This window comes from Clostridium acetobutylicum ATCC 824 (genome assembly GCF_000008765.1).
GTDB lineage: Bacteria > Bacillota > Clostridia > Clostridiales > Clostridiaceae > Clostridium_S > Clostridium_S acetobutylicum.
In genome coordinates this window covers 2,503,156-2,516,733 of record NC_003030.1, presented here as the reverse complement: position 1 = coordinate 2,516,733, position 13,578 = coordinate 2,503,156, and the positions used below count along the sequence as shown (strand labels likewise).

Annotated in this window: 9 protein-coding genes and 1 other annotated feature; of the genes, 5 read left to right on the top strand and 4 right to left on the bottom strand. The window is 31.1% G+C overall.

Features of this window, described 5'->3' with window-relative positions; translation table 11 throughout:
* Positions 1 to 30 precede the first annotated feature (30 nt).
* Positions 31 to 390: a tetratricopeptide repeat protein gene (locus tag CA_RS12330; protein ID WP_010965698.1), complete on the bottom strand. Its 360-nt coding sequence runs from the start codon at positions 388 to 390 to the stop codon at positions 31 to 33.
* A 210-nt stretch (positions 391 to 600) separates the two neighbouring features.
* On the opposite strand from CA_RS12330, the gene CA_RS12325 reads away from it, so the two are divergent.
* Positions 601 to 4,896: an acyl-CoA dehydratase activase-related protein gene (locus CA_RS12325; protein WP_010965697.1), complete on the top strand. Its 4,296-nt coding sequence runs from the start codon at positions 601 to 603 to the stop codon at positions 4,894 to 4,896.
* Positions 4,897 to 4,933: 37 nt separating this feature from the next.
* On the opposite strand, the gene CA_RS12320 is transcribed toward CA_RS12325, so the two are convergent.
* Positions 4,934 to 5,467 (bottom strand): serine/threonine-protein kinase RIO2, encoded by a 534-nt coding sequence (locus CA_RS12320; RefSeq protein WP_010965696.1) that lies wholly within the window; start codon positions 5,465 to 5,467, stop codon positions 4,934 to 4,936.
* Positions 5,468 to 5,655: 188 nt separating this feature from the next.
* Positions 5,656 to 5,870 (top strand) — a binding site (T-box leader).
* A 52-nt stretch (positions 5,871 to 5,922) separates the two neighbouring features.
* Here CA_RS12320 and CA_RS12315 point away from each other — a divergent pair.
* The 4 genes from CA_RS12315 to CA_RS12300 all read left to right on the top strand — a co-directional run bounded on the left by CA_RS12315 (position 5,923) and on the right by CA_RS12300 (position 11,657).
* A complete protein-coding gene (locus tag CA_RS12315; RefSeq protein ID WP_010965695.1) occupies positions 5,923 to 8,568 on the top strand; it encodes a valine--tRNA ligase in 2,646 nt (881 codons plus the stop codon).
* Positions 8,569 to 8,650: 82 nt separating this feature from the next.
* Positions 8,651 to 9,946 carry a bifunctional folylpolyglutamate synthase/dihydrofolate synthase gene (locus CA_RS12310; protein ID WP_010965694.1) on the top strand — a complete coding sequence of 432 codons (1,296 nt, stop codon included), beginning with the start codon at positions 8,651 to 8,653 and terminating at the stop codon, positions 9,944 to 9,946.
* Between the two features lie 49 nt (positions 9,947 to 9,995).
* Entirely contained in the window at positions 9,996 to 10,712 is a 717-nt protein-coding gene (locus CA_RS12305) for a hypothetical protein (protein ID WP_010965693.1), read from the top strand.
* 102 nt (positions 10,713 to 10,814) lie between these two features.
* Positions 10,815 to 11,657, top strand: a complete 843-nt coding sequence (locus CA_RS12300; protein WP_010965692.1) for a polysaccharide deacetylase family protein — start codon at positions 10,815 to 10,817, stop codon at positions 11,655 to 11,657.
* Between the two features lie 65 nt (positions 11,658 to 11,722).
* Here the strand turns inward: CA_RS12300 and CA_RS12295 are convergent, their stop codons facing one another.
* Together CA_RS12295 and CA_RS12290 are read right to left on the bottom strand one after the other, a co-directional pair.
* Positions 11,723 to 12,259 carry an undecaprenyl-diphosphatase gene (locus CA_RS12295; RefSeq protein WP_010965691.1) on the bottom strand — a complete coding sequence of 179 codons (537 nt, stop codon included), beginning with the start codon at positions 12,257 to 12,259 and terminating at the stop codon, positions 11,723 to 11,725.
* Between the two features lie 421 nt (positions 12,260 to 12,680).
* A complete protein-coding gene (locus CA_RS12290; RefSeq protein ID WP_010965690.1) occupies positions 12,681 to 13,541 on the bottom strand; it encodes a LysR family transcriptional regulator in 861 nt (286 codons plus the stop codon).
* Between the last annotated feature and the right edge of the window lie 37 nt (positions 13,542 to 13,578).

Below are 13,578 nucleotides of genomic sequence, written 5' to 3'. Positions count from 1 at the left end.
TAAATGCACGGTTTCCCTATGTTATTCTTACTAAAATGAAAACTTCTTATAACCATTTAAAATAAGTGTTATAGCTTTTTCACAATCAGAGTCTTCGTAGTTAAGAGCCCAAGCTCTGTTGAAATACATTAAAGCTTTTTTCTTATCTCGTATCATAGCATAGCAGTAACCAAGGTTAAAGAAGTATCTGCTATCTATTTTTTTATTAATTGCGGACTTTATAAAAGGTATAGCTTTTTCATATTCCTTTAATTTTATAAGGCATACCGCAGAATTATATAGTGAAGCAGATTCGTTTTCTTTTAATTCTAAGGCTTTTTTATACATAGAAAGAGCTCTTTTATAATCTTTTTTGTTGTAGTAATCTGTAGCTTTATTAAAATATATCATATTAACGGCCTCCTTTAATAAGTTTGTATTTAAATTTATATCCATTATATGTAATAATATTCAACTAAAGTAAAAATAATCCCAATAATAATTATTTGAAGATAAATAATACTATCAAATAAATAATTGGAATTATTATATTTAATATATTTAAAAAAAATAATTTATGTGTTATACTAAATTGAATTTAAAATAGATAGGAAGGTAACTATGAGAGAAAATTTACATTTAGGTTTAGATGTAGGGTCAACTACTGTAAAGATAGTAATTTTAAATAGTAATGATGAAATTGTATATAGTAAATATGAAAGACATTATTCTGATATAAAGTTTACTATCATAAGCCTTATAACTGAAGCTTATGAAAAATTTAAAGATGAAAATGTTACCGTTATGGTAACAGGCTCGGGGGGATTATCTGTTTCTGAATGGATGGATGTTAAATTTATTCAGGAAGTGATAGCTTGTACCAACACTATTGAAAAGATTATTCCAGAGACGGATGTTGCAATAGAACTTGGTGGAGAAGATGCAAAGATAACCTATTTTTATGATAATAATATAGACCAAAGGATGAATGGAACCTGTGCAGGCGGAACTGGAGCCTTCATAGATCAAATGGCCACTCTTTTAAAAACGGATGCTTCTGGATTGAATAAACTTGCTAAAGAGCATAAATGCATATACCCAATTGCTGCAAGATGTGGTGTTTTTGCGAAAACAGATGTTCAGCCACTTTTAAATGAAGGTGCGGCAAAGGAAGATATTTCAGCATCAATATTCCAAGCAGTGGTTAATCAAACCATTAGTGGTCTTGCTTGCGGTAAGCCTATAAAGGGTAAGGTCGCTTTTTTAGGAGGACCTCTTTATTTTTTATCGGAATTAAGACAAAGATTTATTGAGACTTTAAATTTGAAAGAATCTGAAGTGATTTTTCCTGAAAACTCTCAGTTGTTTGTTGCAATGGGAGCTGCATTATCTTCTAAAGGAGAAGAAATAATAACTTTTAGAGATATAAAGAAAAGGCTTCTAAAGCTTAATAAGTCTAATAATGATGATGTAAGTAGATTAGCGCCTCTATTTAAAGATGAAGCTGATTATAATAAATTTAAAACAAGGCATGATAAAAATAAGGTTAAAAAAATAGATTTGCAGGAGTATAGTGGAAAGTGTTTCTTAGGAATAGATGCCGGCTCCACAACTACTAAGGCAGTTCTAATATCTAATGGAGGAGAACTTCTATATTCTTACTATGGAAGTAATGAAGGAAGTCCTTTAAATAGTTCAATAAAGATTCTAAAGGATATATATAGTAAGCTTCCTGAGAGTGCTTATATAGCCAATAGTACAGTTACAGGGTATGGTGAAAGCCTAATAAAGGCAGCATTAAAAATTGATATAGGTGAAGTAGAAACTGTAGCTCATTACAAAGCTGCTGATTTCTTTCAACCAGGTGTGGATTTCATATTAGATATAGGTGGACAAGACATGAAATGTATTAGAGTAAAAGAAGGAGTAATAAGTTCTGTAACTCTAAATGAAGCTTGTTCATCAGGATGTGGCTCTTTTATAGAGACATTTGCAAAATCATTAAATATGGATGTTCGTGACTTTGCGAAGGCCGCACTCATGTCGAAAAATCCTGTTGATTTAGGATCAAGATGTACTGTATTTATGAATTCAAAAGTAAAACAAGCTCAGAAAGAGGGAGCTGAAATAGGAGAAATTTCGGCAGGACTTTCATATTCGGTAATAAAAAATGCTCTCTTTAAGGTTATAAAGGTTAGAAACCCTGAGGATTTGGGAAAAAAGGTAATAGTGCAGGGTGGAACTTTCTATAATGATGCTGTTTTAAGAAGTTTTGAAATGATATCTGAAAGGGAAGTTATAAGACCAGACATTGCAGGTCTTATGGGTGCTTTTGGAGCTGCCATTATAGCGAAGGAGAGCTTAACTGAGGGCTATAATACTTCATTGTTAAGAGAAGACGAACTTGAAAGATTTAAAACAAACACAAATATGCGAAGGTGCGGAAAGTGTGCTAATAACTGTCTTTTAACAGTAAATGAATTTTCAGATGGAAGACATTTTATAACAGGAAATAGATGTGAGAGAGGCGCGGGAGAAGATATTAAAAAGAATGATCTTCCAAACCTATATGATTATAAGTATAAGAAAATTTTTGGATATACTCCACTTAAGAAGGAAGAAGCTAAGAGAGGCATTGTTGGAATACCAAGAGTTTTAAATATGTATGAAAATTATCCTTTTTGGCATACTTTCTTTACAGAGCTTGGCTTTAGGGTTGAGCTTTCACCAAGATCTTCTAAAAAAGTTTATGAAAAAGGAATGGATACAATACCTTCTGAGTCCGTATGTTATCCAGCTAAAATAACACATGGACATATTGTTAGTCTTATGGAAAGAGGTATAAAGTTTATATTTTATCCTTGTGTTCCTTATGAGAAAAAAGAGCAGGAAGGTGCATCTAATCATTACAATTGTCCTATAGTAACATCCTATGCGGAGGTTATAAGAAATAATATAGATGGTCTTAGAGATGGAGACATACTATTTAAAAATCCATTTGTATCCTTGGATGACAAAGAAAAATTGAAATCAAGACTTCTAGAAGAGCTTCAGGAGTTTAATTTAACTAAAGTAGAAGTTAATGAAGCTGTCAATAAAGCATGGCAGGAACAAGAAAATTTAAGGCAGGATATAAGAAAAAAAGGTGAAGAAGTTCTAGAGTATTTAAAGAAGACTGGCAAAAAAGGAATAGTTTTATCAGGGAGACCGTACCATATTGATCCGGAGATAAATCATGGTATACCTGAACTGATAAATAGTTTTGATATGGCTGTATTAACAGAGGATTCTATAGCTCATTTAGGAAATGTTGAAAGACCTTTAAGAATTGTTGACCAGTGGGTATATCACTCAAGGCTTTATGCAGCAGCAAGCTTTATAGCTCGTGAGGACAATTTGGAACTTGTACAACTTAATTCATTTGGCTGTGGACTTGATGCGGTAACAACAGATCAAGTTGAAGAGATACTAGACCAATATGGTAAGATTTACACTCTTATAAAGATAGATGAGGGAAGCAATCTAGGAGCTATAAGAATAAGAATAAGATCACTTAAAGCTGCCATGGGTGAAAGAGAAAAAAATGGTGTAAAACCAGAAAGAAAATTTGAAAATCCACAGAGAATAGTATTTACTAAGGAAATGAAAAAGAAACATACAATCTTAATGCCACAAATGGCGCCTATGCACTTCCAATTTTTAGAGATGGCACTTAAGAGTGAGGGATATAATCTGGTTGTTATGCCTTCTGTAGACAAAAAGTGTGTGGATGAAGGACTTAAGCATGTAAATAACGATGCTTGTTATCCTTCTATAATAGTAGTTGGGCAAATGCTAGAGGCATTAAAGTCAGGAAAATATGATCTTAATAATACATCTGTTATTATTTCGCAAACCGGTGGAGGTTGCAGAGCAACTAACTATATAGGCTTTATAAGAAAAGCTTTAAAGGATGCAGGCTATGGAAATGTACCTGTAATAGCAATAAGTGCTCAGAAATTTGAAAAAAATCCTGGAATAACATATGGTGTGTCTACTGGTATAAAGGCTATAAAAGCAGTCCTTTATGGGGATCTTTTAATGAGAGTTCTCTTTAAGGTTAGACCTTATGAGAAGGTTGAAGGTTCTGCAAATAAACTTTACGAAAAATGGGTTGATATATGTAAGAAGGATTCTCAAAACAAAAAAATTAAAACCTTTAAGAAAAATGTTAGAGATATAGTTAGAGAGTTTGATGAATTAGAAATAAATGATGTAAAGAAACCTAAGGTTGGTCTTGTAGGAGAAATTTTAGTTAAATTCCATCCAACTGCTAATAATAACGTGGTAGATGTTATAGAAAAAGAAGGAGCAGAAGCTGTAATGCCAGATTTAATGGATTTTATGCTTTACAGTTCATATAATGCTACTTTTAAAGATAGATATCTTCATAATAATAAGAAATCAAAGATTCTTTCTAATGTATTGATAGATGCAATAGAGTATTTTAGAAAGCCTATGAAGAAGGCTCTTCATGAAAGCAAAAGATTTGAGCCTCCAAAATCTATTAAAGAATTAGCAGATGGTGTATCAGATATAGTTTCTTTAGGAAATCAAACAGGTGAAGGATGGTTTCTAACAGCGGAGATGGTAGAGTTAATAGAAGGTGGAACTGAAAATGTAATATGTATGCAGCCTTTTGCATGTTTACCAAACCATGTTACAGGTAAGGGAATGATAAAAGAGCTTAAAAGAAGGTATCCTAAAGCTAATATAGCAGCCGTAGACTTTGATCCTGGTGCTAGTGAAGTTAATCAATTAAATAGGATAAAGCTTATGTTATCTACTGCATTTAAAAATTTAGAAGACACAAATAATATAGAACTTGATGCGGCTTCTAGTGAAATTGCTGCAGTTCAAGAAAAATTGGATATTTAGTGATGAAATGACAAGTTTTTAACTTGTCATTTCTTTATTAATGCCATGCTTTATATAAATCTGGTCTCTCCAGTTTTAGAACTTTCCAAAATAAATTAATGCATCCTGCGGATTTTAAATCGGATAATAAATGGTATGGTACTTTTAACTTTTTACTAAAACTGTGCCTAGGATCTATTACTCTTAAAGCACCGTTGTCTTGAATAAATACATGTACAAATCTTGCGTCAACCTTTTTAAACCCTGCATTTTTTATATATTCGAGAAAATAAATAAGTTTTAGCATTAATTTTTCTGAGGCACCATTTTGTTTGATATAGTCATCTATATTTATTCCATCGATGTATTCTCTTATCATGTAATGATTATGAAATTCGTAGGGTTTTGGAAAATATGGATTATCTTTAAGTCTTCTTAATATAGAGTATTCTTCTTTGCAGGAAGTTGGATTTTTAAAAATCTTTACAACTCTATTATCAGGCATTAAGTACACACTTCCACTATGACCTTTTCCTAGAAATGTACACTCTTCTAGCTTTATTATAGTATTTTTGTGTTTTTTATGCTTCAATTATCACACCTTCTTTTTAATCCTATGTCAAAATAAAAATCTTCTTAATACTAGCTTATAGAAGAAAATGATATTTGTTACACATTTAAAATAAGATATTATTACTGATAACATATATATTGACATAATTTTAAATTTAATTATAATAAAAATGAGTAGATTTATAGATATTATAATGAAATATGATAATATAAACGCTGAAGAAGAGGAGTAAAAGTAAGGCTGGCATTAAGAGAGGGAAATTTTTAGCTGAAATATTTCCTATGCAAAGCACTTTGAAGGTAGCTTCTGAGTTCTTCTATTGAAAATTTGAGTAGATAGAAGCGGTTTTCTTACCGTTATTTATAGAGAGTCTGCTTTTTTAGCAGGAATAAAGGTGGTATCGCGCACAGTCGTCCTTTGATGGACTTCTGTGCTTTTTTTATTTTTACAAGATTTAGAAAGGATGAATTTGAATGAAAGAATTTGATGAAATGGCAAAAACATATGATCCGAAGGAATTTGAAGATAGAATATATAAATGGTGGGAGGAGGAAGGTTTTTTTACGCCTAAAGTAGATAAAAATAAAAAGCCTTATACAATAATGATGCCTCCTCCAAATATAACGGGAAAACTTCATTTAGGTCATGCACTTGATTGTGCTCTTCAAGATTTTATGATAAGAGCTAAGAGAATGCAGGGATATGAAGCACTATGGCTTCCAGGACAGGATCATGCAAGCATTGCCACAGAAGTAAGGGTGGAAAAAGAGATCCTAAAGGAAGGTCTAAACAAAAAAGAAATGGGAAGAGAAAAATTTCTTGAAAGAGTATGGGATTGGACTAAGGAATACAGAGAGAGAATAAAGGGACAGCAAAAAAAACTTGGTGTTTCAGCTGATTTTACAAGAGAAAGCTTTACTATGGATGAAAAGCTTAATAAGGCTGTAAGAACTGTTTTCGTAAAGCTTTATGAAGATGGTTTAATATATCAAGGAAACAGGATAACTAATTGGTGTCCTAAATGTCAAACAGCTTTATCTGATGCTGAAATAGAGTATAAAGAGGATCAAGGATTCTTCTGGCATATAAAATATCCTGTAGAGGGAGAAGATAGTTTTATTGAAATAGCTACAACTAGACCGGAAACAATGCTTGGAGATACAGCTGTTGCTGTAAATCCAAAGGATGAAAGGTATAAAGAATTTATAGGTAAACTGTTAGTTCTACCTCTTTTAGGTAGAAAAATACCTGTTGTAGCAGATGACTATGTTGATATGGAGTTTGGTACAGGAGCCGTTAAAATAACACCAGCTCATGATCCAAATGATTATGAGGTAGGTAAAAGACATGACCTTAAAGAAATTGTTATGTTAAATAATGATGGAACTATAAAAGAAGGTTTTGGAAAGTATTCAGGAATGGATAGATATGAAGCAAGAAAAGCAATAGTATCGGATTTGAAAGAAGAAGGATATCTTGTAAAAATAAAAGAACATGTTCACAATGTTGGAACTCATGATAGATGTGGAAATATAATCGAGCCAATGGTATCAAAGCAATGGTATGTTAAAATGGAATCCTTAGCTAAACCTGCTATAGAAGCAGTTAAAGCTGGAAAGACTAAATTTGTACCTGAGAGATTTGATAAGATTTACTTTAACTGGATGGAAAACATTCAAGATTGGTGTATTTCAAGACAATTGTGGTGGGGACATAGAATTCCAGTATGGTACTGCAAAGACTGTGGAGAAATAATAGTTTCAGAGAAAGAACCAAAAGCTTGCTCAAAGTGCAATAGTGAAAATTTAGAACAGGATAAGGACGTTTTAGATACTTGGTTCAGTTCTGCTTTATGGCCTTTCTCAACACTCGGATGGCCTGATAAAAATGAGGACTTAGAGTATTTTTATCCTACAGATACACTTGTTACTGGATATGATATAATATTCTTTTGGGTAGCTAGAATGGTATTTTCAGGGATTTATAATATGGGAGAAGTTCCATTCAAACATGTTTATATACATGGACTTGTAAGAGATGCTGAGGGAAGAAAGATGTCAAAATCTCTTGGAAATGGAGTAGATCCATTAGATGTAATAGATACTTTTGGTGCCGATGCTCTTAGATTTATGCTTATAACAGGAAATGCTCCTGGAAATGATATAAGGTATAAGACAGAAAAAGTAGAAGCAGCAAGAAATTTTGCAAATAAGATTTGGAATGCTTCAAGATTTGTTCTTATGAACTTAGACAAAGAAATAATGGATAAATACAAAGATTTAGAGGAATATAGTCTTGCTGATAGGTGGATACTATCAAGATGTAATTCTCTTGTTCGTGAAGTAACAGATAACATAGAAAAATTTGAACTTGGAATAGCATCTCAGAAGGTTTATGATTTTATGTGGAATGAATTCTGTGATTGGTATATTGAGCTTGTAAAACCTGTTATGTATGGAGAGGATGAAAAAGCAAAGGGAATTGCTTATAATGTTCTATACAAGGTTTTAACAGTAGGACTTCAGTTGCTTCATCCCGTAATGCCATATATAACTGAAGAAATCTATCAACATCTCGGCGGTGAGTATAAGGCTATAGCAATTTCAGCATGGCCTACATACGAAGAAAAGTTAAAGAACGAAACTTCAGAAAACGCTATGAATCAAATTATTGAAGCAATAAAATCAATTAGAAATGTAAGAGCTGAAATGAACGTACCTCCGTCAAAGAAAGCTAAGGTTATGATTTTCACAGAAGCTGAAAATAAAGCTGCTTTTGAGATGGGAGAGCATTATTTTGAAAAGCTTGCATACGCTTCTTCTGTAAGTTTCTTGAAATCAAAAGATGAAGCACCAGAAAATGCTGTATCGTCTGTAACAAAGGGAGCTGAACTATTCATGCCTCTTCTTGATTTAATAGATGTGACTAAGGAAATTGAGAGGTTGAGTAAGGAGAAGGATAAGCTTAAGGCAGAAATACAAAGGGTAGATAAAAAGCTTTCAAATAAGGGCTTTGTAGATAAGGCGCCAGAAAGCGTAGTTGAAGCTGAAAGAGTTAAAGGGGAAAAATATAAAAAAATGCTTGAGGCTGTTGAGGAAAGAATAGCAGCACTTAAATAGTTAAAGAGCAAGTGATGAGAAACATATTTTAATAGCTTATCACTTGCTATTTTTAAGGATTATAATAAAGGGGGCAATCTTTTTGAATTACGAAGAAGCTATTAACTATATACATGGTTCTTTAAAATTTGGTATAAATCTTGGACTTGAGAGAATTCTTCGACTTCTTGAAATTTTAGGGAATCCCCATAAAAAAATAAAGTGCATACATGTAGCGGGTACCAATGGAAAAGGATCAACCACAGCAATGATAAGCCAAATTTTAATTGAAGCTGGATATAGGGTTGGAATGTATACCTCTCCATATATAGAAGAATTTGAAGAAAGAATTCAAATAAATAATAATAATATATCAAAGTATGATTTATGCGTTATAATAGAAAAGGTAAGCGATGCAGTAGATAAATTAAAATGCGAAGGAATTGAAAATCCAACTGAATTTGAAATAATAACAGCAGCAGCGTTTTTATATTTTTGTATTAAAAAAGTAGACTATGCAGTAATTGAGGTTGGACTAGGAGGCAGATTTGATGCTACAAATGTTATAAACCCTATCTTAACGGTTATAACTTCAATTAGTTATGATCATATGGCAATTCTAGGTGATACTTTGGGTAAGATAGCTTATGAAAAGGCAGGTATTATTAAGGAGAAGGTCCCTTTAGTTATGTATCCCCAACATAAAGAGGCAGAAGAAGTTATAAAAAGAGCAGCTCATGAAAAAGAAGTAAGTATAATTGACGTTAGGAAAGGTAAAGCTGAATTTATAGATAATTTGCTTGAAGATAATAAATATTTTCAATATATACATATTAAAACCTTAAGAGATCAGTATGATGTGAAGTTAGCTCTTCTTGGAAAGCATCAGATTATCAATGCTGTAACTGCAGTTATGGCTATTGAAACGTTAAAAAATGTAGGAGTAAAGGTAGCAAAAGATCATATTTTAAATGGATTGTCTAAGGTAAGATGGAAAGGAAGACTTGAAGTTCTAAAGAGTAATCCACTTGTTGTTGTAGATGGAGCTCATAATTCAGATGGAATACTAAAGCTTAAAGAAAGTATAGGAGTTCACTTTAAATACAAAAGATTAATACTTATACTTGGAATATTAGCGGATAAAGAAGTAAAAAAGATGGTAGAATTAATAACTAAAGATGCATATAAAATTATAACAGTTTCACCACATAATAATAGAGCAGAAGATGAGAAAGAATTGTGTAAAATGGTCAAGGTATACAATAATGAATGTGAAGCTGAAAAAGATTATAAAAGGGCTTATGAAAAGGCTATTTCCTATTATAAAGAGGGAGATATGATTCTTATATGTGGATCGCTTTATATGATAGGAGATATGATTAAACTTATTAAGAGATAAACTCTACAAATTAAATGTTAAAAAGCTTTGAGAAAGAGGAGAGTTTGATATGAGGGAAATAGGATTAATAAGATGGTTTGGTGGATATAACCTAAGAACTAAAAAAATGAATGACTTTGGATTCATAAGAGATAATAAGGGTCAAGATATATATTTTAATAAAGGTCATGTACAGTGCAAGCTTAAAGAATTGACTCCTGGGATAGGCATTACCTTTGAAAGAGGAGTGAATTTTAAAAATGATAGAGAGCAGGCTATTAGGATAAAACTTTTAAAGGATGAAAACGATAGAGAAATTTTCTATGATTTTTTCAATAGTAAAATATTTTTAGAGCTCAATTTAAATGATAGAAGTGAAATTTTAATAAACATAGATGAGAACGATGTTATAAATACATGGAGCAATTATGAAGAAGATTTAAAGATTATATTTTTGTATAGATTATGTGCAGATAATAAGGAATTTAAACTTATTGAAAAGATAAATGAGGAAAACGAATTTATAAGAGCAATGCTTCTTTTGTATTGGGGAAAAATTAATAATTGTAACAATGAAATAATAATAAAAAAAGCATTTAAATTATTTAAAGGCTTTATTGAGATCAAAAATAGAGATTTAAAGATAGCGAGCCTAAATAATAAGTATAATAAAGAAAAAAATAAATCGTTTATAATCGAGTTTGTAAAAATGTGCACTCAGGAAGCGAAAGAAAGCGAAGAACTTAGAAAGCTTCTTGATATGCTTCGAGCACAATTGCTGAAATAATTTATACATATAATATATGAATTATATATTTATTATGTATTTTTAATAATATCCCTAGTTTGCTATAATAAATTGAATTAACAATTATAGAGGGTGAAAATATTGATAAGAAACAAAAGAAAATTGATGAAAAAAAGGGCAGTATTTGTTTGCTCAATAGCGCTTATAGTTATTTTAGGAACATGTATTATTCAAAGAAATTATAATAAAAAAAATGTTGTAAGGGCTAATAGGGTAATTAAAAATACTAAAAAGAATATAGTTAAAAAAGCTAATATTAAAGATAATAGCAATTTATATGATTGCAATATAGATGCAAATGCACCAGGAGCAGTATATCCTTGGAGCATGGAAAAAGGTAGTCCTAAAAAGATAGCATATTTGACTTTTGATGATGGGCCATCTATAAACACAGCTAAAATATTAAATATATTAAATGAAAATAATATACATGCTACATTTTTTTTGATTGGAAAAAATGCTGAGGAATATCCAAGCCTAGCCAAGCTAGAGGTTACAGATGGGGAAACAGTGGCCAATCATACCTATAGTCATGTTTTAAATTATAAAGAGCAGCCTAAGCAATTTGTTGAAGATATAAACAGATGTGATTTAATACTTAAAGGAATACTTGGTGATAAATATATACCAAAGTTTGTTAGATTTCCAGGCGGATCATTCGGTAACAAGTTGCAGCCATTTAAAGATGCTGTTGCAGGTGAAGGATACAGATATTTGGATTGGAATGCGCTTAATGGAGATGCAGAGAGGCCAAATGTACCTGTAGATCAGTTAATAGATAATGTTAAGAAGACAGTTGAAGGTAAGAAGGTAGTAGTCATATTAATGCACGATGCAGGAGCGAAAACTACAACTGTACAAGCCCTCCCTCAAATAATACAATATTTAAAATCACAGGGATTTTCTTTTGGAAAATTAGTATAAAATTTTATAATAGATTAAAGGCTGAAGCTTATTGTTCTTAGAATGATAAGCTTCAGCCTTTGTTTTTAATGAGATTTACTAAAAGTATTCTTTGATATAAAGTTTAGTAAGAAGCTAGAAATTATGGCAAGTATAAATCCTGCAATAACATCTAGAGGATAGTGATGTCCTACATATATCCTTGAAAATCCAACAATAATTGATAGTAAAATCATTACTTTTCCTAGTGGTTTGTTAACCTTAAATATACCAAGAGCCATACATAAGGTTATTACCGCGTGATCACTAGGAAAGGATGAGGTGGTTTTATGAGGGTAAAGTAGATGTACCTTATTGAATACAAATGGCCTATTAACGAAATGAATTTTACCTAATATAAATACTATAATTAAGTCAACTGCAATTATAAGAACGCAGCCTATAGCAATTTTTTTCATATAATTATTTTTGAGAAGTATGCCCAAGGCAAATTCAATAACAAGTATTAGCGCAAAAATATATATAACGTATTTTGACATAAAGATCATTATACTATCCAGCATATGATTTTTGTTAGCCAAATTATTTATTAAATGAAATAAGTCTAAGTTAAATTTTATCATTTGTTATCCTCCGTCAAAGTTTTTTATTTCGTTTATTTATGTAGTGGTTACAGAAATTATAGGAAAGAGTAAACTCTAAGCTTCCAAATAAAGAATTTAAGATTCCTGTAGCAAAATATTCTATATAGTGGAAGGTTATTTAAGCTTTTTAGTATTGGCTATACTTGTCCGATTAATTTTGTGAGATTGATTTATTACAAAATAATGTTCAGTATATGATGCTAGTAAAGATAATTAATGTTTTAAATTATAGATGCAAAAGCGACTTAAGTATAAAGTTAATAATAAAAAAGTAGATGTTATAAATTTTCATAGTTAAGAGTCTTAATAGTAGTAACAACTATAATAGTATACAAAAAATATACATTTTAAAGCAAGAATTTCCTAAAAATATTTTTTGAATTAGAAAATTTATTACTTATTATATATTGAACATTTCAAAGAAGTTTTTAGCAGAAGAGGATATGTAGTTGTTTTTAGGCCATATAGCAGCTAATTGAGTTGATAGAGAAGCATCCTCTATTTTTTTATATATTAAATTGGAATTACCTAAGGATACAACAGATTTTGGTACTATGGCTATTCCAAATCCAGCACTTGCCCATAATAATGTGGTTCTGGCATCATCATTTTTACAAAATACCTTTGGACGAAAATTAGAATTTTCACAGGCTTCATATATTAATTTTTCAAATCTTCTATAAAAAATAAGAGGTTTGTCTTTAAGTTCGCTTATTTTCGTAGTATTACTTAAGCTATAATTAAAATCTTCACGCATTACAGCAACCATAGGCTCCTTAGGTAAGTAGATACAATTAAGTCCATAGGAATTAAAAGGTGTTCTAACAATTGCAAACTCAATTATGCCTCTTTTTAATATTTCAAGTAGTTCGTATGTATTGCCTTCATGAATTTCAAAGTTTATTAAAGGATATTTCTTATGGAATTTTATTAATATATTGTTTACAAGAGACCAGCCTGAAGAGGAAACAGTACCAATTGATAAGGTTCCATGTGTTCCGTTCTTAAAATCATTTAATTCATCTATAGTGGTTTGTGTTAGATTTAATATTTGCTTCGCGCGGTTGTAGAGCATTAAGCCGGCGTCAGTAAGCTTAATATTTCTACTGCCTCTCTCAACTAGTTTTACCCCAAGTTCAGTTTCTAGATTCTTTAGTTGATAGCTTAAAGGCGGCTGTGCAATGTGGAGTTTTTTTGCCGCAGTTGTTATTTTCCCTTCCTCTGCAATTGTATAAAAATATTTTAATTGTTTGATGTCCATGAAATTTACGAACCTCCCATATAAAAAAAGTATATAA